This is a genomic window from Putridiphycobacter roseus, from assembly GCF_003234935.1.
Lineage (GTDB): Bacteria > Bacteroidota > Bacteroidia > Flavobacteriales_D > Crocinitomicaceae > Putridiphycobacter > Putridiphycobacter roseus.
On sequence record NZ_QKSB01000012.1, the window covers coordinates 65,305 to 88,695 of the forward strand.

The following is a 23,391-nucleotide window of genomic DNA, read 5'->3' on the forward strand; positions in this document are numbered from 1 at the left end:
AAAATAAAACACCCTTCAATATAAGTACATTGAAGGGTGAAAATGTATATTTTTTATTAAATTACTGCGTCAATTGCAGCAAATAATCTCTCTGTAATCGCATCCACATCTCCCACACCATCAATTGCAACGTGTTTGTTGTCTTTAGCATAATGGTCGGCTACTACAGCAGTTTGAGAATTGTATACTTTGATTCTATCTCTTACAATATTTTCATCTGCATCATCCGAACGACCGCTGTCTTTTGCACGATTCAATAATCTTTTCACTAGCTCTTCTTCATCTACAGCTAATGCCAACATTAATTGAATATCTGTACCTCTTTTCTCTAAAAAAGTAGCCAAAGCTTCTGCTTGCACATTAGTTCTCGGAAAACCGTCAAAAATAAACCCTTCTGCTTCCGGATGTTTTTCTACTTCACTTTCTAACATGGCAATAGTAACCGCATCTGGTACTAATTGTCCTTTGTCAATATAACTTTTGGCTAATTGCCCTAATTCAGTTCCTCCTTTAATATTTGCTCGAAATACATCACCAGTGGATAAGTGATATAAATTATACTTTTCAACTAATTTAGTGGCTTGAGTGCCTTTTCCTGCGCCTGGAGGGCCAAATAAAACGATATTTAACATGCTTTGATTTTCTAGTGAATAAATTTCCTTATAATTTCGTCCTAACTCGTCGTAATCAAGACCAAATCCAATTACAAAGGTATTCGGAATTTCTAAACCTATATAATTAATTGGATATTTTTTTTGGTACACTTCTTTTTTGAAAAGTAAGGTCGCTATGCTTAAAGACTTCACGCCAAAATCTATAAACTGATTATAAATCTTTTCTATGGTCTGTCCGGTATCCACTATATCCTCAATAATAATCACCTCTTTTCCTTTACAGCTTGCTGGGATTCCCATTAAAGTCTTTACTTCATTAGTTGATGTTGTACCTTCATAAGATGAAAATTGTACAAATTCAACCGTACAGTCTATATCGATCTCTTTCAATAAATCCGCTCCAAATAAAAAAGATCCTTTTAATACAATAACAAAAACAGGACATTTACCTGCATAATCCATATTGATTTGATGCGCAACTTTTGAAACGGCCTTTGAAATCTCCGATTCATTGATGTATGGTTTGAAATTTTTATCCCACAATTTAACCTTTTCCTTCATGTGCTAAAACTATTAAAAATTAAGCTTCAAAAATTGATTTTTAATAATTTGCTTTTAAAAGCGCTGAAATACCTGACCTTTTGCCAGTAGCACCTCATCAATACTGACATTAAGTCGGAGAAACCAGCACTTTACTGCTATTATTTCCGATTTATTTTGTAAATTCGATTTGGACTGAAATTTGTCGCATTAAAAGAAAAAGAAACCAATGAACATAGAAAAATTTACACATAAATCCAAAGAGGTAATTCAGCATGTTCAAAACATGATGAATGATTTAGGCCAACAAACTATTGAGCCTGCACATATTTTAAAATCAATTCTAAAAATAGACGAAGATGTTTTGTCTTTTATTGGAAATGAATTACAGGTAAACTGGTCCTTTATAGAGGAAATTGTCAACAAACAGATTGAGAGTTATCCAAAAGTTAGTGGAGGACAAATATACTTTTCAAATAATGCGAACACGGTCATACAAAATGCGACAAAAGCCATGTCGAGTTTTGGAGATGAATACATTTCCATTGAGTTATTGTTGTATGGATTGTTAGGAATTAACGATCCCATTTCAAAAGCTTTAAAAGACCATAATATACAGCCCAAAAATTTAAAAGAAGCTATTATGAAATTAAGAAACGGTGAATCTGTTACTTCTCCAAGTGCAGAAAACGAATACCAATCATTGAGTAAATACGCCAAAAACTTGAATGAATTGGCTAAAAACGGAAAATTAGACCCTGTTATTGGCCGTGATGAAGAAATAAGAAGAGTACTACAAATTTTAACCCGTAGAACAAAGAATAACCCAATTTTAATAGGTGAACCTGGCGTTGGTAAAACTGCTATTGCAGAAGGAATCGCGCATAGAATTGTAAGTGGTGATGTACCTGAAAACTTAAAATCTAAAATTGTTTTCTCTTTAGATATGGGGTCTTTAATTGCAGGTGCTAAATATAAAGGTGAGTTTGAAGAACGTTTAAAAGCCGTTGTAAAAGAAGTAGTAAAAGCAGAAGGAGAAATCATTCTATTTATTGATGAAATTCATACCCTAGTTGGTGCTGGAGGTGGAGATGGCGCCATGGATGCCGCAAACATATTAAAACCTGCTTTGGCAAGAGGAGAGTTAAGAGCAGTTGGCGCAACTACTTTAAATGAATACCAAAAATATTTTGAAAAAGATAAGGCTTTGATTCGTCGTTTTCAAACCGTATTAATTGATGAACCAAGTAGAGAAGATGCCATTTCTATTCTACGTGGTGTTAAAGAAAAATATGAAAATTACCACAAGGTAATGATTAAAGATGAAGCTATTATTGCTGCTGTTGAATTATCACAACGTTATATTACAGAAAGACAGTTACCCGATAAAGCGATTGATTTGATTGATGAAGCTGCTTCAAAATTGAGAATGGAAATCAATTCTAAACCAGAGGAATTGGATGAAGTGGAAAGAAAAATCATGCAACTTGAAATTGAACGTCAAGCCATAAAGCGAGAAAATGACAAAAAAAAGCTAGCCAAATTAGGCGAAGAATTGGCTGAATTGAGTGAAAGAAAAAACCGTATTTCTGCTAAATGGCAAAATGAAAAAAACCGATTAGAAGGTATTCAAAGTGCTAAAGAAGCCTTAGAAGACTTGAAACTAGAAGCGGAAAAAGCGGAAAGAGAAGGGAATTATGAAAAAGTAGCGGAGATTAGATATGGTAAAATTCAAGAAACTGAAAAAAAATTAGCCGCGTTAAAAGCAGAATTACAGGCTTCGGATGATGGTATTACTTTAATAAAAGAAGAAGTGGATGCCAAAGAAATAGCAGATGTAGTTTCCAAATGGACCGGTATACCTGTCAATAAAATGTTGGAAGGTGAACGTGCTAAATTGTTAAGACTAGAAGATGAACTTGAAAAAAGAGTGGTTGGTCAAGACGAAGCTATTGGTGCAATTGCAGATGCTGTAAGGAGATCGAGAGCTGGACTACAAGATGAGAAAAAACCAATTGGTTCCTTTATTTTTCTTGGTACTACAGGTGTAGGTAAAACAGAACTCGCTAAAACTTTGGCTGAATTTTTATTCAACGACGAAAATGCCATGACGCGAATAGACATGAGTGAATACCAAGAACGACACGCAGTGAGTAGATTGGTCGGTTCACCTCCTGGTTATGTAGGTTATGAAGAAGGTGGACAATTGACGGAAGCGGTGAGAAGACGTCCCTACTCTATTGTTTTGTTAGATGAAATTGAAAAAGCACATCCAGATGTCTTTAATATTTTACTACAGGTATTAGATGATGGTCGATTAACGGACAACAAAGGAAGATTGGTAAACTTTAAAAACACCATTATTATCATGACTTCTAATTTAGGTTCCGACATCATTCAATCTAGCTTTGAAGGATACGAAGAGTCTAAAGACAAATATGCTTTGGTAGAACAAGCGAAGAAAGATGTTTTTGATTTATTGAAAAAAACAATTCGTCCAGAATTTTTGAATAGAATTGATGAAACCATCATGTTTAAACCTTTAACAAAGGAAAACGTAAAAGAAATCTTGCACATTCAAATTGATTTATTGAACAAACGTTTGCATAAAAATGAAATTCAATTAGAAGTTTCTGATACGGCAATTGAATGGATGACGGAGAGAGGATATGACCCACAATTTGGTGCTAGACCGATTAAAAGAATGATTCAAAAAGAGGTACTAAACGCCCTTTCTAAAAGTATTCTTGGCGGACAAGTTCAAGTAGGAACTACTGTAAATGTAGGTGTTGTAGATGATCATCTAAGTTTTGTCAACAAAGTTGAAAATCCAACTGAAGTGATAGAAAACTAAAAGCTAATTTTAGCTTAACTTTAAAACCCAGACCATAACTGTCTGGGTTTTTATTTTTATGGGAAAATATTACTTCGGCAGCGCATAAACATTATTACATTAATGAAGTACATTCGTTTGGCATGCACATTTTAGTATCAATTGTCTTACTAGTTGACCATGGCAATAGTAACCCGCTATTAAAACATAATTATTCTTTTTTTGATGCAAGCTTCAATCCGCTTCTTCTCAAGACAACTATTTCCAGTGATCAAATGATTTTTTATTTACATTCCTAATTTCTTGTAGGCTAAATGTATTTTTATAAATTTGTTTTTATTAAATAAATCTAGTCATGGGAAGAGCATTTGAATTTAGAAAAGGTAGAAAATTAAAACGTTGGTCAGCAATGTCCAAGGCATTTACTAGAATTGGAAAAGACATAGTAATGGCAGTGAAAGCTGGCGGTCCAGATCCCGATTCTAATTCTAGATTGAGAGCTATCATTCAAAATGCCAAGGCGGTGAACATGCCGAAGGATAATGTAACAAGAGCCATAAAAAAAGCCAGTGATAAAGACACTTCGGATTATAAAGAAGTTTTATTTGAAGGTTATGCTCCACATGGTATTGCCATTTTAGTGGAAACTGCAACCGACAATAACAATAGAACGGTGGCCAATGTTCGTGCCGCTTTTAATAAGTGTGATGGAAGCATGGGCACACAAGGTTCAGTAGAATTTATGTTTGACCATACTTGTAATTTTACCATTAACAAAGAAGGCCTAGACGTAGAAGAATTAGAGTTTGAATTAATTGACTTTGGTGCAGAAGAAGTTTTTGATGACGAGGAAGGTATTGTCATCTATGCCCCTTTTAATAGCTTTGGTGATTTACAAAAAGAATTAGAAAGTAGAGAGATTGAAATTCTTTCATCTGGTTTCGAAAGAATTCCTCAAGTAATGAAAACCTTGAACGAAGAGCAAAAAGCGGATGTAGAAAAACTCTTAGAACGCTTAGAAGAAGATGAAGATGTGAATAGTGTATTTCATAACATGGAAGAATAAATGGCAAAACGTGTAATAATAACAGGAGCAACGAGTGGTTTCGGAAGAGAGACGGCTAAATTATTTGCGAAAAATGGTCATCACCTCATCATTACAGGTAGAAGACAAGAAAGGCTTACTGCTTTAAAAGCAGAACTAGCTAGTTTTGGTGTGGAAGTTTTAGATTTATGTTTTGACGTACAAGATAAAACTGCGGTTGAAAAAAGTTTAAATACGCTACCTGCTCCTTGGCAAAGTATTGATATTTTAATTAATAATGCAGGATTAGCTAGCGGCATGAGTCGCATACAAGATGGTGACATTTCTGACTGGGATAAAATGATAGACACCAATGTAAAAGGTTTATTGTATGTTTCTAAAACAGTGATGCCTTATCTAAAAAAAGCCAATGCAGCACACATCATTAATATAGGATCTACAGCAGGTAAAGAAGTGTATTTAAACGGTAACGTTTATTGTGCGAGCAAACATGCAGTAGATGCCATTTCAAAAGCCATGCGTATTGACTTACTTCCCCTTGGTATAAAAGTGACGCAAATTTGTCCAGGAATGGCGGAAACTGAATTTTCTGAGGTCCGTTTTCATGGAGACAAAGAAAAGGCTAAGGCCGTTTATAATGGGTTTGATGTCATGACACCTGCAGATGTAGCCGAAGTGATTTACTATACCACTACCCTACCAAAACATGTTTGTATTAACGACTTGACATTAACCTCAACCGCACAAGCCAATAGTTTTTATACCGACCGTCAATTATGATGTCGTTGAAAAATTTGGATTAATACATTTGGTGGAATCATATGGTTAGGATGGTTTTTCATTTCAAGCAACACATTTGAAATGGACATTGGATTCAGTCCCATTTTTAAGCCCATTTCCTTTACGTAATTTACTTCCGTCTCACTTGCATTTTCATCCACACTCATCATCAATACCATGCGCTGAAATTGGATAATTCGTTCAAATTCATTGGCAGGTGGATTAAAGGGTATTTCTTCCTGAAACAATTCCTCAAACTTCTCCTTACTCAAGCCGAGCTGACTTGCTATTGCCCATAAAAATGCATATTCTCTTTCTATGAGTTTCCCATCAATCTCCGCCAATTCAATCAAGGTTTTCATTAAACTCTTTTTTTCTTCCATAAGGACGTAAATATAATAGCATTTAATTATTTTTGCAACATGTTAAAAAATTGGATTAGTGCCTTTCGCCTAAGAACACTGCCACTGGCTTTAAGTACTGTATTAATGGGAAATGCTTTGGCTGTTTTTAAAGGAGCATTTAATCCTACCATTTTCTGGTTGACCATTCTTACGACTTTACTACTTCAAATTCTTTCTAATTTAGCTAATGATTATGGTGATGGCATAAAAGGAACAGATAATGTAGACCGTGTTGGGCCAAAAAGAGCCATACAAAGCGGCGCTATATCCCCAAAACAAATGAAAACAGCAGTGATTATTTTTGCTTTACTTTCGTTACTCAGTGGTATTGGACTTTTGTTGGTGGCCTTAAAGATGGACCTCATGTTATTTATCTTTTTCCTCCTAGGAATTGCAGCCATTGGAGCAGCCATTAAATATACCGTAGGTAAATCAGCTTATGGTTATCAGGGATTGGGAGATTTGTTTGTCTTTATATTTTTCGGTCTTGTTGGTGTATTAGGTGCTTACTATTTACAAGTTAAAACCATTGACTATTGGATGGCACTTCCAGCCATTGCCATTGGCGCATTTTCTGCTGCTGTTTTAAACCTCAACAACATGCGTGATATTGAAAATGATGGGAAAGTTGGTAAAAACACCCTAGTCGTAAAGCTTGGATTGAAACATGCTAAAAAATATCATTACACCTTATTTTTACTGGCATATATCGCCATTTTCACTTTTGTAATGACACAAACTGATGGTAGACAACAAGGTGTTTTGTTAATCATTTCAGCATTAGTTGGACTGATACACACTTTTCATATTAAAAGAGTAATTTTAGCTAAAGCATATGCCCAATTCGATCCTGAATTAAAAATAGTTGCTTTGAGTACCTTACTGTTTTCCGTCGCTTGTTTCTTTACCTTTTATCTTTTATAATATTTAGGCTTAATCTTTGTGACATTATCTTTAAATTTGCTTATACCATTATGCGCTACCTCATTTTAATTTTATTGCTTCACAGTTTTACTTCGTTTTCGCAAGAAACGTCAGACTGGAATGGTATAGAAAATAATTTAGTTTCGTTATTAAATGAACTGAGGGCGGCTAAAACAGATGCCGAGTTAGACTTTGCCAATTCAAACTTATACGAAGCAGTTTTAGAAGCTGCTGAAAAGCCAGATGTAATGACTTATCAATTTACAAAATTGAACAGCATGTCCACCTTGGTTTCCCCAGACGAAGCATTCAGACTCTTTAACTGGAATGTAGAAACCACACAATTGAACCACAAGCACTATTGTATCATGGTAAAGAAAGGGCGTGTTTTTGGAAAGAATGAAATCATAGAATTTAAAGAAGATAAATATACCATTCCACCTAGTCCAAGAACACAACTTACCCCTAACAAATGGTATGGTGCCTTATATTATAAAATCATTCCGCTTAAAAAGCAAGGAAAGACATTGTATACTGTTTTAGGTTTTAATGGTAACACTAGAAGCAGTAATAAAAAAATACTAGAAGTTTTTTGGTTTAGGGGGAATAAATTAAAACTGGGCTATCCTTTATTTGAAGCCAACGAAGAATCGACACAAATACAGAAAAGAATATTTTTTGAATATTCTGAAAAAGCTACTGTGAGTGTAAAGTATCTCCCAGCACTAAACAAAATTGTTTTTAATCACTTAGTTCCAGAAGCAGAAAACCTAAAAGGAATGTATGATTTTTATATTCCTGATTTAACTTATGATGCCTATGTTTGGGATGGCGCAATTTGGCATTACCAAAAAGACATACAAGTAGGGAATGAATCTAATAAAACCATTAAAAGATATTATACGGATCAAAAAACTGGGGAGACTAAATTTAAAGTCGAAAAAGACACTTGGATTGACCCTACGGGAGAAGGTTCTGCTGGCACCGGAGAAAAACATACGGCCGTAGTTATTGAAAATGACGGTAAAAAACATTCTGAAAAAAAGAAAAAAACCAAGGTAAAAAAAGAAAAGAAGATAAAGCAGAATAAGAAAAAACCGCGATCAGCTATCGATATAAAATAAATAAATATTAAAGTTTATTTACTTCACAGTCAACCCTAACCTATTTTTTTACGTTTACTATAGTATAAGCATTTTTTAAATGCCGTAATCCATATATGTGAATAAAGTCTGGTTTTTACTTTTCTTATATTTGATGTGCAGTATTGACTTGCATGCACAAGAGATATGCGATAATGGAATAGATGATGATGGAGATGGGTTGATTGATTTATTAGACCAATCAGATTGTTCTTGCTCTTTAGTTTTTCCCCAACCAAATCAAATGATTCCGAATGCTGGATTTGAGGATACCTTATGCTGTCCATCTGGCATTGCTCAATTAAATTGTGCAGCAGATTGGATTCAAGCTTCCAATGCCACCAGTGATTATTTTAATACTTGCGATTTTATGTCGGTGATTAGTCCACCAAATTTTCCATTACCTGATAGCGGTAGTGGCTATGTTGGCATTATTACTTCAGCAAATTACAATGAATACATAGGTACCTGTTTAGATTCCGTGATGGAAGTTGGCGTTTCGTATACCATAAATTTTCATGCCGCATGGGCTTCTGGGAACGATTCTATTGCTTTTACTTTTTTTGGAAATCCCGATTGTAACAACTTACCATGGAATGGCTCTACCTGTCCAACAGGAATTGATTCCTGGACGGAGTTGGGCGTGCAAACAATGACTTTTGATAGTCTTGGTGAATGGGTTTCCGTTTCATTAACTTTTACCCCTACTTATGCCATTAATGCCATTGCAATTGGTGGGGCATGCAACGGTTTAGATCCTGCCAGTGGTAGCGTTAATTACTATTATATAGACGATATTAACATTGATAGTACGAAAAACTTTCCAGGCAACATCTCTTCCTATAATGGTCTTTACTGTCAAGAAGAAGCCATACTCACTGCTGCAACAACTTTAACTGGTGGTACCTGGCAATGGTACAAAGAAGGAATAGCTTTGGTTGGAGAAACGGATTCAATATTGGACTCTGAACTCTATGGTCTTGGTTTATATTCCGCACTTTATATCTTACCGGAAGGCTGCACTAAAATTGACTATTATTTGAGTCCGCCCATTTTTCCAACTGCTAACTTCTCTTATACTATTGACCAATGTACTGGTGAGGCTTCATTTACCGACCAATCGAGTATTATTGCCGGTGAAATAGAACATTATACTTGGCACTTTGGGGATTATTTAAATTCGGTTTTAGAAGATCCCGATCACCATTATTTAGATACCGGAAATTACGAAGTATTCCACGTGGTATTCTCAGCAGATGGCTGTCCAGATACTACCGTCCAAATCATACCCTATTACTTTGACATGACGGCAGACTTTGAATTTACATTAAACAATAATACTTATCCTGCAAATGCATTAGACACCATGGACCTTTGTTTTGGAGATTCCCTTGACTTTACAAACATTACCAGCATTGTTTTACCCCATACAGCCACATATATGTGGTATTATGGGGATGGTGAAAATAGTAATGCTACCTCTACCAATTACAATTACCCCAGTAGTGGCACCTATAATGCAATGTTAATTGCATATGCTGATAATGGTTGCACGGATACTATTACCTCCCCTTTTCTGGTACACCCATACCCACAAGCTGACTTTAATTTAACTGTAAATGGTGCCACCTATAATGCTAATCCAGCCGCTTTTTATCAGTTTTGTGAAGGAGATAGTATTCATTTAACCAATATTTCAAGTGTGGGGCAACCAGACTCCATCACCTATTTTTATTGGACTTTAAATGATACGCTCACTTTTTTCAACGATAGTACCTTTTTAATTAATAACCACCTAGAAAACCAAGTGATTTTATATACAGAAGGTCCAAGCGGTTGCAGTCACTCCGATACATTAAGGTTTAGAAATAATGACTTTCATCAATTTAGTTTTAACGCAACAAAAGAAACTTGCTTTGGCGTAAAGGATGCCAATATGACTTTAAATTTTATAGGTGGATCACACCCGGGGACTTATACTTTTACCTTAATAGACCCTAACAATTTAATAGCCAACACACAAGTATTGAACGATAGTAGTAATGTCGCTTTTAATAATCTTTACTTTGGCAATTGGAGTATTCAAATTACCAATGAAACTGGTTGTGTTTGGGATACCGTTTTTAATATAGAAACCATTTCTCCAATGATCAATATATCTCCAAGTGTAAACGCGCCACAATGCTATGGTACAGCAACGGGTTCTATAGTTGTCAATTCTACAACTCCAGGTAATTTTAGCTTTAATATCCTGAATAATTCTGGACAAGTCATCAATAGTCCCGCTGGAACAAATGCAGCAAACAACTTAATAGCTGGTGTGTATACCATTCGCATTACTGATTCTTTAGGATGTAACCATCAAATGGATGTAGATTTAATAGACCCAAAAATAATATTGCCTATTTTTAACTTAACCCACCCCTTATGTCACGGACTATCGACAGGAGTTGCTGCAATAGATACCATATTAGATTACCAAGGTAGTTTTGATTCTCTTATCTATAATTGGACCCCGAACTTAACTGGAAATAATGGTCTGGGAGAAACTGAAATCCATGCTATTCCTGCGGGAGAATATGTATTGGAAGTTATAGATGGTGTTGGTTGCACTGTACATCAAATATTTCATATTTTAGATCCTCCTCCTTTAAAAAGCAGCATGGAGATAGGTTCTCCTACTTACTGCAGAACAGCAAGCTACCAAAATGGCAACGGTGTAGTTGCTGGAGCAGGCCTACCAGACTCTTCTGGTGTTGGGAATTTGATTTATCAATGGAAAAATTTGGTAAATGGAGATGAAAGTAACTTTTCTACATTTGTAGTGCGCACACCAGGCTTCATGCAGTTAACCATCCAGGACGATAATGGCTGCTCCTTTGTAGATTCTATTTATGTAGATTCTTTGAACCCGATAGCAATGTTTAGTGCTTATTCAGACGAGTTCATTAGTCCAACCCAGTATGAAGGTACAGAGTTGATGACGGTAAAATTTGAAAACGAATCACAAAACTTTTCGCAAATTGGGAACCCCTTATCTGATACCATTTTTCAATGGAGCTTAGACACAAATGAAGTACCTGACAATTGGTTTTTAAGTTTGGATTATGATGAAGCAATAGATACCGTGTATGCTGGTGAAAAAATTTATGAAGTTTGTTTAATTGCTAAAAACTTTAATCATTGCGTCGACATGCATTGTAAATCTATCGTTGTACACGACTATCCTTTATTAATAGTGCCTAATGTATTTACCCCTGGTGCCTTTCCTAATAATGAATTCTTCTTTCCCTATGAAGGTATTCAAGATTTCCATTGCATCATGATGAATAGGTATGGTTTACCTGTTTATGAATTTACCCATATTGACGATAAGTGGAATGGCGATCATTATTTAAATAATAAACCATGTACAGAAGGTGTTTACTTCTATTTGTACGAAGCCATGTCTACAAATGGTACTCCTTTCGAAGGGGAAGGAACGGTCCATTTAATTCGGGCAAAAAAATAATTACCTGCTTTAATTTATTCTTGTAGATATTCTGATTATTTGCTACCTTGGTATTCTAATTCGAGAATCATGGTACACGCTAGAAAAATAATTTATTTCTTCTTTTTTTCATTACTAATTACAGCCTGTAGTTACAATGAAAATGGTATTGTTGGAGACAGTAAAATCGTTACACAAAAAATGGATTTCCATGATTTTGATGCCCTCGAATTTTCCGGTGTTTTTAATGCGGACTTACATTATGCAGAAAAGGATGAAGTTATTATTTCCTGTAATTCAAATTTAGCCCCCTACTTGGAAGTCGCACAATTTGGTGAAAAAATAGTCTTTAAATTAAAAGATGGCTATGGGTATCAAAATGCAAATATCAAAGCTACCATCTATTCTAAAAGTATAAATACTATTGAAGCTTCAGGCGCAAGTCAGATAAATCTACACGAATTTAAGACTAAAAATTTAAGTATATTCTTATCCGGTGCAACCAAAGTAACCGCACACCTATTAGAAACTGATGACATCACAATAGAAGGGTCTGGTGCTTCAAAATTTAGGTTAGATGGATCTACAAAAACATTAAAAGTCAAATTAAGTGGCGCTTCAAAACTCAAGGGAAAGGAATTAAATGTGCGACAAAACACGATTATTGATTGCTCAGGAGCAAGTGATGTCACCATACATACACATGCTGATATAGTGGCAAAATTAAGTGGTGCAAGTGATTTAACTTACTATGGTAATGGGCGTATAATCGATCAACAATTAAGTGGTGCATCCAGCATAAAAAGAAAGCAATAATCGCCTTTATCCCGTCTATTTTACTTCCTATTCCTTTTTCTAGGTACAATTTATCCTGCGTAAATTACGCCTAAATCTACTTTGTAAAAAAAATAGTCCATAATTATTTAATTAAATAAGTTTATAAAACACATTATAAACTATTAATAATCAATCTTAAAAACATTTTTAAACGCTTACAAACGACTATTATTCGTTTACAAATGTTTAAAGTACGATTAAAGATTTGATCCTGTCTTTACTTTGTGGTATCGGAAATCAAAAAACAATTCAAACGGACTTCTGAAAAATTACAAACTAGTATTAATTATAAAAAACAGTATCATGAACAATTTAAGAAACAAAGTACAATTAATCGGAAATTTAGGACAAGCACCAGAAATCATTTCATTTGAAAGTGGTAACAAATTAGCTAAAATGGTAATGGCGACAAATGAAACTTACAAAAATGCAAAGGGAGAAAAAATAACGGACACGCAATGGCATAATGTCGTTGCTTGGGGAAAGACAGCGGACATCATTGAGAAGTATGTGCAAAAGGGACAAGAGATTGCTGTAGAAGGCAAAATTGTAAGTCGATCATATGAGACAAAAGAAGGAGAGAAAAGGTATAGAACCGAAATTCAAGTCAGTGAATTATTGCTTTTGGGTAATAAGAAGTAAGTTTTAAACCAACGACAACAAATTCAAATTACAAAGATGATCACAACCATTAAAAACATTTCTTATGAACACAGTACACAACTCAGTCAATTTAATTGGACGCACAGGTATCAATCCAGTCATCAGAACATTCACCAATGGGGTGAAATTAGCCAAGTTTTCGTTGGCGACAAATGAAACCATTTTTGATCCCAACGGGAAAACAATCAAAACACAATGGCATAACTTGGTCGCATGGGGAAAGAAGGCAGAGCTGATTGAAAAGTATGTCAAAAAGGGACAGATGATAGCGGTAGAAGGAAAGTTAATCAATAAAGTATTGACCGACCTCAACGGTAAAAAGTCTAAACTGACCCAAATACAAGTAGATGAAATTCTGCTCATCAACCAGCAGCTAAAACACGCTTAAGTTATTTTTTGCAAACAAACCCCCTTTCAGTGCTTCTGAAAGGGGGTTTTTAATTTTAACAAAATAGATAGCTGAAATCTAAGTAATTAGTTTTTTTAATTAAATTAGTGGCACAATAACCTATAAAAGCAATAAAGTGCAATAGTGTGCTTTATTCGAATGTTATACATTATTCCTCCTTTGTGGAAAAACCAAATAATTACTTTAAGCTAACGTTTAATTAGCTGAAAAAAAGAAAAAAACACGATTGAAAAACAGAAATACTAACGACTGTTTTTCAGAACGATACAAAAACATTAGTCAGAATTAAAAAAACATAAATGAAAAAACTAGTCTCTTGCATAATCATATTCAGCCTTTATTTCGTTAGTTATGGACAAGATTTTGAAGTCCCTGATAGTGTTTTACTTGAATTAGAATCAAGGCAGTTTGAATATACTTATACAGCAAAATTCAGTTACAAAATAGTCTATCCAACAAACTATAATGACTCGACCGAATATAATGTGTTTCTTGGGCTTTCAGGTGGAAACGCAAATGAAAAAATAGTAAACTATTGTTACTATACATTGTTTGATTCTAAATATTTCGACAACTATATCACTGTCTTACCTCTTGGCCCTTCAGGAAGGCCTCTTTCTGAGTTAGACAGTTCTGAGATAAACCATCTTATTGCTGATGTAATGAAAAACCTCAAAGTAACCAATCACAGCTGGGTTGTAGCAGGAACCTCAATGGGCGGATTAGCTGCATATAATTTTGCCTCTACCCGACCTGAATTATTTGAAGGAATTATAACAATTCCAGGTGGTCTAGGAACCAATGAAGTTTCTGAGAAATGGAAGAACTACAAAATATTATTAGCTGGTGGTGAATTAGATGAAGCAGATTGGATAAAATTAAATAATAGTACAATGTCGAAACTTAAGGGAAATGTAAAAAGTGTTGAAGTTTTTACAATTGAAGGACAAGGTCATATTATTTCACCTGATTTTGACATAAATAAAGTTTATAGTAAATATTTCACCCTAAACAAGTAAAACTGGCTACAACAAGTTTTATAGTGCATACCATACGGGATACGCACCATACACTATAGGTTAGCATTAATTAAAAAACGTTACTTATTTCTAATTCTGTATTACAGTTAATAAAAATGAAAAAATTTCTACTTCTAGTTTTTACAATTTTTAGCACTTACTCTTTTGGTCAAAATAGTATTGATGAAAGAATAGATTCAATTTTATCTAAACAGGTAGACACCCAATTGAGTCCCGGTCTTACAGTTGGTGTTGTTAAGGATGGCGAACTTATTTATCACAACAGTAATGGGTTAATGAATTTGGAATACAATATCCCATTTAATGACTCTACTATATTCGGAATTGCTTCAATTACCAAGCAATTTACATCTGCCTGCATAGCAATACTTGAAAAACAAGAAAAACTCTCCGTAAATGATGATGTAAGAAAGTTTATTCCTGAATTAGCTTTTTATGGAGATACAATAAGAATTAAACACTTATTAAGCCACACCAGTGGAATTCGAAATCACAATGTCTTATTAGACTTATCAGGGTTTGATTATGAACACCAAGGCTATACAAATAGAATGATTCAACAGCTGATGTTTCTGCAAAAGGGGATAAATAATAAACCGGGAGATAAAATACTTTATTCAAATACAAACTATGTTTTATTAGCACTCATAACTCAAAGAATATCTGGAATGCAGATTGATAAATTTGCTAAACAGGAACTTTTCGAGCCTCTTGGTATGTCAAATACTTTCTACAGAAGTGATTTAGAAAGAATCATTAAGAATAGAGCTTATTCCTATTATAAAGAAGAAAATAACTATAAACAACCAAAGTCACTAACACTCTGTGTTGGAGCTGGAGGTATGGAAAGTACGATTTCAGACTTAACAATTTGGTCTCAAATTTTTCTTGACACTAATCATAAGTACTCATATATATCGGATTTTATCACTGATCTTGATAAGCTGAATAATGGTGAAAAAATGCTACACGCTCGCGGAATGTTTGTCACACCTTATAATGGCTACACTACGTTTAACCATAGTGGTCGTGACTTAGGAATGCGGTCACAATTCATCTGTTTGCCTGACTTAAACCTTGGGGTAATCGTATTCGCGAATGCTGAACATATCAATGCTGTGAATGTATCTTATCAAATACTCGACCTTTTTACCCAAGAACTTCCTCAAAATAAAAGTTCACAAAAAGCATATAGGCATAATAAAAAGGAATTGAATCAAGTAATCGGGCATTATCAAGAATTAAATAGCGATTTGAGAATGAACCTATTCATAAATAATGACACTCTTAATGCCCAGAGTAGTTTTGGCAAAAATCCTGTTCAACTTATTTCCAACTCAAAAAAATCCTTCTCTAGAATTGATAATGCCTCCGTGAAATATACTTTTCTTACAGAAGAAAATTCAGAATCTGATCTACTTGTAGATTTTGGAGGTGCCATTTTTTACTTTGAAAGAATTGAATTAACAACGAATCCAAATCCAAATGTTTCCGAATATTCAGGTATCTACTTTTCTGAAGAACTTAATGTAACATACGAATTAATTGTTTCTAATAATGAATTATTTCTAAATTACCCAAACAACGAAGGATTATTACTGAAAGAGGGTGTAAAAGATGTTTTTGGAGCAAATAAAAGAACTAAATATACTTTCATCAGAGACGATAGAAACAATGTAACATCCTTTTATACAGCCTCTGAAGGAACTGTAAAGGATATTTTATTTAAAAGAACAAACTAATGCCATCATTATATATAGTGCATAGCACCCTGCGGGATGCTACGACACCATACACAGGGCGTTAGGCATAAGCTGAAAAGACAATGAAATTTTAATTATGTACAAAACAAATAAACAAGATTAGTTTGGTTATGTGGAAATATTCCTTTTTGTTTTTAATTCTTTTTCCATCTTGTAAAGAAGATAAATTAGCTTTAAAACCAGTCTCTTATTCAGAATTTGAACACTTTGTTAATGAAACTAAATACGTTACAGATGCAGAAAAATATGGGTGGTCAATAGTACAAACTGATGTTTACAATTTTAAAAAAGTTAATCATGCAACCTGGAGAAAGCCAGATGGGATTAATAGTGTTAATTCAGGAAAACTTCCTGTTACTCAAGTAAGTTACAATGACGCATTAGCTTATTGTAAATGGTCAAAACAAAGACTTCCGAATTATGATGAATATTGGGAAATTGCAAAAAATGATAAACGTACTATTGTATCAGAAAATAGATTACCTATTTCGGAAATAGATAAGGTGAACATTGTTGGAAATGTATGGGACATAACAGAAAATGAAAATAATCAATTAGTAAGATTAGCTGGAGGTTCACTTTTTTGTTCTGAAAATACTTGTCATGGAACAATTAAGGAAAGAGAATTATTTGTTGACAAAGAAACAGGAAATATACATATCGGATTTTCTGTCATTAAATTGTAAACGAAACTTATGTCTAACAAAGTGTGAAAAAAACTATTTTTTTTTTACATTAGCACTTTAGGTTAAACACATCTCTGTATCTGATAACATTATTTTAATTTCGTCGGAGGATTATAAAAAGAAAATAACAAAGTTTAAAAGAAGTCTCGTGTTTTGTTAAAATTACTATAAAAAATTATGAAAAAATTAAATTTTGTTTTGTCGATTATCATAGCCATTTTTTTTGTAGCCTGCTCACCCAACACAAAAACCGATACAAACCAATCAACTAGCAATACTAGCAGTCATATTGATACTATAAATCAGCCCAATGTGATTTTTATATTGGTTGATGATATGGGATTCGGTGACGTGGGCTACAACGGTAGCGAAATTGCTACGCCTAACTTAGATAAAATGGCACGCAAGGGCATGACACTAAATAGAAACTATGTTTATCCTATTTGCAGTCCTACTAGAGCTAGTCTTCTAACCGGACAAAACCCTCTTTATTATGGCATTGACGGTCCTATTTCAGATGACAATGGCATGCCAATTGACCTAAAAATAATGCCTGAATATTTTAAAGATTTGGGCTATCAAAGCTTTATGGTTGGGAAATGGCACTTAGGTATTGGCAATACCGACTACTGGCCGATTTCTAGGGGTTTTGATTCACACTATGGTTTTTTAGGTGGTTCTATAGATTATTACACGCATGTTTATTCTGGTGGACTGGATTGGCAAAGGGAAGGTGTATCGCTTAGAGAAGAAGGACATGCTACCGATCTATTCACAGCGGAAGCAAAAAAGATAATTAACGATCGTGATCCCAATAACCCTTTCTTCCTCTACTTAGCATATAATGCTCCGCATGCACCTTTGCAAACTACACCAAAAAACAGTGGCCTAAATGAAGATGTTAAGGCGGGCAATAGATATGTTTATGCTGAAATGGTTACTCAACTAGATAATGGCATTGGCCAAATAATTGACGCGTTAGAGAATCAAGGTATTCTAGAAAATACCATTGTGGTTTTCTCTAGTGACAATGGAGGATCGTTATCTCTTGGTTCTAATAATGGTGCTTTAAGAGGTGGCAAAGGCTCCCCTTGGGAAGGTGGTATGCGAGTGCCAGGTCTCATTATGTGGGCAAATCACATCACCGCAGGTCAGGCACTAGATCAACAAATCGCTATTCAGGATTGGTTACCAACTTTACTTGATGCTGTTGGAGGTGAATCATCACCTTTAGAGATCCAAAGTGGACAAAGTATGTGGTCGGCAATAAACAGTGGTATTGAAATCGAACGAAATCCATTGATTATTGGTTCAGCTTCTGGTAGGGCAGTATTTGACTATCCATGGAAACTTGTACGTGAGGGAGACGTTGGAGAGCATCAACTATACAATGTTTTAGAAGATCCCTATGAAAAAGAAAATCTAGCAAAAGTAAAGCCCGAAATTCTAACGCGCCTAGAGACCGTGCTTGCGGCTCTACCCAATGTTCCAACCAGACGAACTGTTGATGAAAAAGCTTCATCTGCCAATGCTAGCATAAAAAAAACACACAACACACAAGGGAGGAATATTGATTATGAAGCGCGCGAGCAAGAGACTCGTGAACCTTGGGCAGAGGCAGCTATCAAAGGAAATAACTAAAATAGCCTATGCCTAACAATAGTTATAATTAATACGGGTTTTGGTGCTAATGAATTGCTGTTTTACGTTTAGATAGAAAAAAGATAATAATGAGAAAAAAGATAATAATGAGAAAAATAATTACTGTGTTAACAATGATGGCTTTAATTCCTTGTTATGGACAAAATCACTTTGTTGGGCTGAAAGGTGGTATAGGCACGACAAACATAAACCCAAGCTTTCTCTCTGACACTGAGAATCGAATTGGATTTAATTATGGTCTGACTTACGATTACCAATTGAATAAAAAGTTTAATATAGGAGTAGAATTCCTATACTTCCAAAAAGGTTTTAGTAATGAAATTATATTTACAGATGCGCTTGGAAAACCAACTTTTTCATCATCTATTAAAACCAATTTAGATTATTTTGCAATGCCGTTGAAAGGTGGTTTTTTATTTGGAAATAAAATTACTGGTTTTGTTAATCTAGGAATTATTCCAGCATTGCTACTTGAAGCTAAATCAATAATACCCGCTACTGAAGGGCTCACAGAAGAAAGTACTAGCTATGATATAGATTATATTAGAAAGGTTGAACTTGGCGGTTTGATTGAGGTTGGAGCTAACTATAAGATAGCATCAAATTTTCTACTATCCACTGCATGTGGGTTTCATCATAGTATTACGAGTATTATCGAAGGTAGCAATTCCCGTAATTATGGAATTGTACTTTCAATAGGTTTAAAATATGCATTGAAAAGAGAATAAAAGGCCAGCACAACGACTTTTTACACAAACCTCAACAACCATAAAATACAAGTAGATGAAATTCTACTCATCAACCAGCAGCAAAAACACCCTTTCAGTTATTTTTTGCAAGTAAACACCCTTTCAGTGCTTCTGAATGGGTGTTTTTTATTTTAATAAATAGATGTCTGAAATTTAAGTAATTAGTTTTTTTAATTAAATTAGTGGCACAATAACCTATTAAAGCAATAAAGTGTAATAGTGTGCTTTATTCGGATGTTACCCATCATTGGACAAAACTTTGAACTCTACACTACGAAATATAAATTGGACTAAAAAAAGTGGCATTCTGATTATAGGATTTTGCTTAAGTGCTATACTTTTAAAGTATTTAGTTCAACCTTATAGAGGAACGTGGGTTTACCAGTATGGTAATATGATTTCACTGCTTGTTTTCTTTGGTGGTGTTTTATGTTCTATAATTAATACAATACTTTTGATTACAAAACATAAGTCTAATTTCCGAATCAATTTGCTTTGGATTTTTTTAAGTGCAATGCCATTTTTATATTTTTGTCTTATGTTGACAATCGCCTTGAATCGAACTTTTGAATAATGTTCTGGAAAAGAAAAAAAAATACATCCACTGGATTTGAATGCTCTTTATGCGGACAAGTGCATGCGGAATGGCCAGCTTTGGCTTTTAAAGCACCAGCAAATTATTCATTCCTGTCAGATATAGAAAAAACAGAACTAGGAAAATTGGATTCGGACTTTTGCGAAATTCACTATGCAGACCAAAGCGATCGCTTCATTAGAGTTAGACTACTTCAAAAACTGAATAATGCTTGTGAATTCTTAGAATATGGACTGTGGGTTTCTTTAAGTGAGAAAAGCTATTTAGATTATAAGGCAAACTATAACAAGCAAAATCATGAGGCCAGTTATTTTGGATGGCTCTGCAATGACATTGCTGAATATGAGCATACATCTAGAATTCCTTGTGATGTAATTACAAAAGGTAATAATGAGAGGCCCGAAATTTTCCCTCATGAAGATTTTGACCACTTGTTTGTAAAAGATTTCTATACTGGAATTACAAAAGTAGAGGCAGAAAAACGAATTGCCACAATGTTTAAAAACGTTGGGTAACAATACCTATATTCAATATGCATTTACTGGGAAGCATTTTAGTTATCTGAAAAGTATACCAAAACATAGTTTTGAATAATAAAATTACTAGTTTAGCTAAACAATGCCTTGGTGGATGTCTAATTACATTGTGCTAAGTAATGCACACAACAACCTACTCAAACATCACTTCCTATTATAAGCTACAATGAATAAATCAAAAAGATTTTGGGATACTGCTTCAAAAAACTACGACAAAACAGAAGAACGTTTTGAATATATTCACAGTGAGTCTCGAAAAAACACTAAAAAGTATTTAGAGCGCAGTCATGTTGTTTTAGATTACGGATGCGGAACAGGCACCGTGTCTTGTGAAATTGCCGACTATGTTCAAGAAATACACGCAATTGACATCTCATCAAAGATGATTGAAATTGCTAAAGAAAAGGCAGTCGATAAAAAAATTGAAAATATAATTTTCTCTCAAACAGATATTTTTGATGCAAAACACAAAATAGAATCTTACGATAGAATACTAGCTTTTAATATGTTGCACACCATTCCTAATCCCAAAGATGTTGTAAAAAGAATAGCTGAATTATTAAAGCCTGATGGCTTGTTTATTTCTGTAACACCTTGTTTAGGTGGTAAATTGTCCTTTTTAGTGGGGTTACAAATTCGACTTGTGCAAATAATGTGTACCATTGGAATTATTCCAATTCCAATAAGAAGACTTAAAAGTACGGATTTGGATGATTTAATCACAAATGGAAATTTTCAAACGGTTGCATCCGAAAAGATTTATAAAGGTGCATCTAGTTATTTTATAGTGGTAAAGAAAAGCATTGAAAAATAAAAAAAGCAGGTAACATAATGTATTTTGCATAGCTGCCCTTCGCTTTAACAACAACACAGACTAACCGCAAACGTGCATAGCTAAAAATAACACAGGAGTCATGCTTACCTTTAAAAATAAAACGCAGGTAATTATTTCTTGTATTTACACGCGTATGTGCAAAGCCTGTAAAATTTACCTTCATTTAAATGAGTGAATTAAAAAAAAATAACCCGCCATTAAACCTTTTCAAGAAAACGGAGTCAAAGCTTGAAATATAGTTTCAAATGGTAGGTGTGTTTTATCGGTTTTGTTTTGTTTGTTTAGCATCAGTGCTCTTGCTTTCTGCTTGTGAGCAAAGCGTTCCTGCAGTTAATGTGATGGAAACCAAAAAGACATGCACAAATGATACCATACTCGTTTACAACTTTGAAGAATTAGCTCCTCTTTTACAAACGAATAAGGAGCAGACAATTGTTGTCAATTTTTGGGCAATGTGGTGTGTGCCTTGTGTGAAGGAACTCCCCTACTTCCAAGCCTTGGCTGATGCGCATCCTGAGCTGGAAGTCGTATTAGTCAGCATGGATTTTCCGGCTGAAATAGAAAGTACACTAAAACCTTTTTTACGCGAGAAAAATATAAATTTAAAAGTAGTACTATTAGACGATCCAGACGCGAACACTTGGATTGATAAAATTGATCCAAATTGGTCGGGCGCTATTCCATTCACCATTGTATTTAATAATAATAAACGTGCCTATTTTGAGCAATCTTTTGAAAGCTTGGAGGACTTAGAAAATCAAATTAATCAAACCATAAACAACTAGAAAAAATGAAAAGAATTAGTATTTTAATTGCCTTTATCGGTATATCGGTCGCAGTATTTACGGCATGTAGTAACGAAACCAAAACCAATGAGGAAGGTTCAGAAGCACATCATGGGGATAGAAAAGGACCACCGCATGGTGACGACAGAAAAGGGCCACCACACGGTGACGACAGGAAAGGACCACCACACGGTGACAGAAAAGGACCACCTAGAGGTGGTAGTCCGGAACAAACCAGAACATTAGAAGAAATTGGTGGTTATAAAATTGGAGAAGTCGCTACAGATTTTAATTTAAAGAATGTGGATGGAGAAATGTTCTCCATGTCAAGTATTAAAAATGCCAAGGGGTATATTGTAACTTTTACCTGCAATGAATGTCCGTTTGCAAAGCTATATGAAGACCGTTTAATTGCATTACACAATACTTATGCTCCTCAAGGATATGCTGTTATTGCCATTAATTCTAATAGTCCAGAAAATGAAATGGAAAACTTTGAAGCCATGCAAAAACGCGCACAAGAAAAAAACTTTCCTTTTGTTTACTTAGTAGATGAAGGATCAAAAGTATATCCAAAATACGGTGCGGTGAGAACACCCCATGTTTTTTTATTGGACCAAGATTACAAAGTACAATACATTGGTGCCATTGACGACAATGCTAAATCTCCGGAAGATGTAAAGGAAAAATTTCTTGAAAATGCAATTGCAGCGTTAGAAAAAGGTGAAAAACCCAATCCTAATTTAACAAAAGCCATTGGTTGTCCTATCAAGCCGAGCAAAGGATAATAAGAGTTTACGATTAAGTTAAATAGAGAAAGAGTCCTGACGTTTATCGTCAGGGCTTTTTTGTATGGATGCTAAGACTACAGAAGATGTAATTAATGCATTAGAAAAAGGTAAAAAACAAAGTACGATTATTACAAAAGCCATTGGTTGTTCTATCAAGCCGAGCAAAGGACAACAAGAGTTTACGTTTAAGTTGTCTAGTCCTAAATAATCGATACAGATTATTAAAGGATTAAATTTATTAATTAAAGCTGAACAATGATATCATTGT

21 protein-coding genes are annotated in these 23,391 nt (G+C 34.4%); 19 read left to right on the plus strand and 2 right to left on the minus strand.

Annotation, left to right across the window (positions count from 1 at the left end; translation table 11 throughout):
* Window positions 1–56: 56 nt before the first annotated feature.
* Window positions 57–1,175 carry an adenylate kinase gene (locus DNU06_RS14940; protein WP_111064299.1) on the minus strand — a complete coding sequence of 373 codons (1,119 nt, stop codon included), beginning with the start codon at window positions 1,173–1,175 and terminating at the stop codon, window positions 57–59.
* A gap of 208 nt (window positions 1,176–1,383) precedes the next feature.
* On the opposite strand from DNU06_RS14940, the gene clpB reads away from it, so the two are divergent.
* From clpB to DNU06_RS14955, 3 genes are all read left to right on the plus strand, one after another.
* On the plus strand, window positions 1,384–4,008 hold the full coding sequence (gene clpB / locus DNU06_RS14945; RefSeq protein WP_111064300.1) for an ATP-dependent chaperone ClpB: 2,625 nt from the start codon (window positions 1,384–1,386) through the stop codon (window positions 4,006–4,008).
* 334 nt (window positions 4,009–4,342) lie between these two features.
* Window positions 4,343–5,053 carry a YebC/PmpR family DNA-binding transcriptional regulator gene (locus DNU06_RS14950; protein ID WP_111064301.1) on the plus strand — a complete coding sequence of 237 codons (711 nt, stop codon included), beginning with the start codon at window positions 4,343–4,345 and terminating at the stop codon, window positions 5,051–5,053.
* Window positions 5,054–5,812 carry an SDR family NAD(P)-dependent oxidoreductase gene (locus DNU06_RS14955; RefSeq protein ID WP_111064302.1) on the plus strand — a complete coding sequence of 253 codons (759 nt, stop codon included), beginning with the start codon at window positions 5,054–5,056 and terminating at the stop codon, window positions 5,810–5,812.
* Here the strand turns inward: DNU06_RS14955 and DNU06_RS14960 are convergent.
* Window positions 5,803–6,195: a TerB family tellurite resistance protein gene (locus DNU06_RS14960; RefSeq protein ID WP_111064303.1), complete on the minus strand. Its 393-nt coding sequence runs from the start codon at window positions 6,193–6,195 to the stop codon at window positions 5,803–5,805. The genes DNU06_RS14955 and DNU06_RS14960 overlap by 10 nt on opposite strands.
* Window positions 6,196–6,234: 39 nt before the next feature.
* Between DNU06_RS14960 and menA the strand changes: the two genes are divergently transcribed.
* From menA to DNU06_RS17875, 16 genes are all read left to right on the plus strand, one after another.
* Entirely contained in the window at window positions 6,235–7,140 is a 906-nt protein-coding gene (gene menA / locus DNU06_RS14965; RefSeq protein ID WP_111064304.1) for a 1,4-dihydroxy-2-naphthoate octaprenyltransferase, read from the plus strand.
* Window positions 7,141–7,190: 50 nt separating this feature from the next.
* Complete coding sequence (locus DNU06_RS14970; protein ID WP_111064305.1) at window positions 7,191–8,264, plus strand: hypothetical protein; 1,074 nt, start codon at window positions 7,191–7,193, stop codon at window positions 8,262–8,264.
* 97 nt (window positions 8,265–8,361) lie between these two features.
* Entirely contained in the window at window positions 8,362–11,793 is a 3,432-nt protein-coding gene (locus tag DNU06_RS14975; protein WP_146239268.1) for a PKD domain-containing protein, read from the plus strand.
* A gap of 69 nt (window positions 11,794–11,862) precedes the next feature.
* On the plus strand, window positions 11,863–12,588 hold the full coding sequence (locus DNU06_RS14980) for a GIN domain-containing protein (protein WP_111064307.1): 726 nt from the start codon (window positions 11,863–11,865) through the stop codon (window positions 12,586–12,588).
* 324 nt (window positions 12,589–12,912) lie between these two features.
* Complete coding sequence (locus DNU06_RS14985; RefSeq protein WP_111064308.1) at window positions 12,913–13,251, plus strand: single-stranded DNA-binding protein; 339 nt, start codon at window positions 12,913–12,915, stop codon at window positions 13,249–13,251.
* Window positions 13,252–13,315: 64 nt separating this feature from the next.
* Window positions 13,316–13,660 carry a single-stranded DNA-binding protein gene (locus DNU06_RS14990; RefSeq protein WP_111064309.1) on the plus strand — a complete coding sequence of 115 codons (345 nt, stop codon included), beginning with the start codon at window positions 13,316–13,318 and terminating at the stop codon, window positions 13,658–13,660.
* A gap of 320 nt (window positions 13,661–13,980) precedes the next feature.
* Window positions 13,981–14,700 (plus strand): alpha/beta hydrolase, encoded by a 720-nt coding sequence (locus tag DNU06_RS14995; RefSeq protein ID WP_111064310.1) that lies wholly within the window; start codon window positions 13,981–13,983, stop codon window positions 14,698–14,700.
* Window positions 14,701–14,816: 116 nt separating this feature from the next.
* On the plus strand, window positions 14,817–16,463 hold the full coding sequence (locus DNU06_RS15000; protein WP_111064311.1) for a serine hydrolase domain-containing protein: 1,647 nt from the start codon (window positions 14,817–14,819) through the stop codon (window positions 16,461–16,463).
* A 131-nt stretch (window positions 16,464–16,594) separates the two neighbouring features.
* Window positions 16,595–17,170, plus strand: a complete 576-nt coding sequence (locus DNU06_RS15005; protein ID WP_111064312.1) for an SUMF1/EgtB/PvdO family nonheme iron enzyme — start codon at window positions 16,595–16,597, stop codon at window positions 17,168–17,170.
* A 177-nt stretch (window positions 17,171–17,347) separates the two neighbouring features.
* A complete protein-coding gene (locus tag DNU06_RS15010; protein WP_111064313.1) occupies window positions 17,348–18,811 on the plus strand; it encodes an arylsulfatase B in 1,464 nt (487 codons plus the stop codon).
* 107 nt (window positions 18,812–18,918) lie between these two features.
* Entirely contained in the window at window positions 18,919–19,560 is a 642-nt protein-coding gene (locus DNU06_RS15015; protein WP_158526915.1) for a porin family protein, read from the plus strand.
* 594 nt (window positions 19,561–20,154) lie between these two features.
* A complete protein-coding gene (locus DNU06_RS15020) occupies window positions 20,155–20,691 on the plus strand; it encodes a DUF2199 domain-containing protein (protein ID WP_111064315.1) in 537 nt (178 codons plus the stop codon).
* Window positions 20,692–20,878: 187 nt separating this feature from the next.
* Window positions 20,879–21,526, plus strand: a complete 648-nt coding sequence (locus DNU06_RS15025) for a class I SAM-dependent methyltransferase (protein WP_111064316.1) — start codon at window positions 20,879–20,881, stop codon at window positions 21,524–21,526.
* A gap of 266 nt (window positions 21,527–21,792) precedes the next feature.
* Window positions 21,793–22,332, plus strand: a complete 540-nt coding sequence (locus DNU06_RS15030) for a TlpA family protein disulfide reductase (protein WP_233503051.1) — start codon at window positions 21,793–21,795, stop codon at window positions 22,330–22,332.
* A 5-nt stretch (window positions 22,333–22,337) separates the two neighbouring features.
* Window positions 22,338–23,120 (plus strand): thioredoxin family protein, encoded by a 783-nt coding sequence (locus DNU06_RS15035; RefSeq protein WP_111064317.1) that lies wholly within the window; start codon window positions 22,338–22,340, stop codon window positions 23,118–23,120.
* 64 nt (window positions 23,121–23,184) lie between these two features.
* Entirely contained in the window at window positions 23,185–23,331 is a 147-nt protein-coding gene (locus DNU06_RS17875) for a hypothetical protein (RefSeq protein WP_158526916.1), read from the plus strand.
* Window positions 23,332–23,391 lie beyond the last annotated feature (60 nt).

Coding starts and splice junctions, on each gene's coding strand:
- DNU06_RS15005 (WP_111064312.1), top strand. CDS start 16,595: ATGTGGAAATATTCCTTTTTGTTTTTAATTCTTTTTCCATCTTGTAAA.
- DNU06_RS14960 (WP_111064303.1), bottom strand. CDS start 6,195: ATGGAAGAAAAAAAGAGTTTAATGAAAACCTTGATTGAATTGGCGGAG.
- menA (WP_111064304.1), top strand. CDS start 6,235: ATGTTAAAAAATTGGATTAGTGCCTTTCGCCTAAGAACACTGCCACTG.
- DNU06_RS15010 (WP_111064313.1), top strand. CDS start 17,348: ATGAAAAAATTAAATTTTGTTTTGTCGATTATCATAGCCATTTTTTTT.
- DNU06_RS15025 (WP_111064316.1), top strand. CDS start 20,879: ATGAATAAATCAAAAAGATTTTGGGATACTGCTTCAAAAAACTACGAC.
- DNU06_RS14955 (WP_111064302.1), top strand. CDS start 5,054: ATGGCAAAACGTGTAATAATAACAGGAGCAACGAGTGGTTTCGGAAGA.
- DNU06_RS14990 (WP_111064309.1), top strand. CDS start 13,316: ATGAACACAGTACACAACTCAGTCAATTTAATTGGACGCACAGGTATC.
- DNU06_RS15000 (WP_111064311.1), top strand. CDS start 14,817: ATGAAAAAATTTCTACTTCTAGTTTTTACAATTTTTAGCACTTACTCT.
- DNU06_RS15030 (WP_233503051.1), top strand. CDS start 21,793: ATGGTAGGTGTGTTTTATCGGTTTTGTTTTGTTTGTTTAGCATCAGTG.
- DNU06_RS17875 (WP_158526916.1), top strand. CDS start 23,185: ATGGATGCTAAGACTACAGAAGATGTAATTAATGCATTAGAAAAAGGT.
- DNU06_RS14940 (WP_111064299.1), bottom strand. CDS start 1,175: ATGAAGGAAAAGGTTAAATTGTGGGATAAAAATTTCAAACCATACATC.
- DNU06_RS14970 (WP_111064305.1), top strand. CDS start 7,191: ATGCGCTACCTCATTTTAATTTTATTGCTTCACAGTTTTACTTCGTTT.
- DNU06_RS15020 (WP_111064315.1), top strand. CDS start 20,155: ATGTTCTGGAAAAGAAAAAAAAATACATCCACTGGATTTGAATGCTCT.
- DNU06_RS14995 (WP_111064310.1), top strand. CDS start 13,981: ATGAAAAAACTAGTCTCTTGCATAATCATATTCAGCCTTTATTTCGTT.
- DNU06_RS14950 (WP_111064301.1), top strand. CDS start 4,343: ATGGGAAGAGCATTTGAATTTAGAAAAGGTAGAAAATTAAAACGTTGG.
- clpB (WP_111064300.1), top strand. CDS start 1,384: ATGAACATAGAAAAATTTACACATAAATCCAAAGAGGTAATTCAGCAT.
- DNU06_RS15035 (WP_111064317.1), top strand. CDS start 22,338: ATGAAAAGAATTAGTATTTTAATTGCCTTTATCGGTATATCGGTCGCA.
- DNU06_RS14985 (WP_111064308.1), top strand. CDS start 12,913: ATGAACAATTTAAGAAACAAAGTACAATTAATCGGAAATTTAGGACAA.
- DNU06_RS15015 (WP_158526915.1), top strand. CDS start 18,919: ATGAGAAAAATAATTACTGTGTTAACAATGATGGCTTTAATTCCTTGT.
- DNU06_RS14980 (WP_111064307.1), top strand. CDS start 11,863: ATGGTACACGCTAGAAAAATAATTTATTTCTTCTTTTTTTCATTACTA.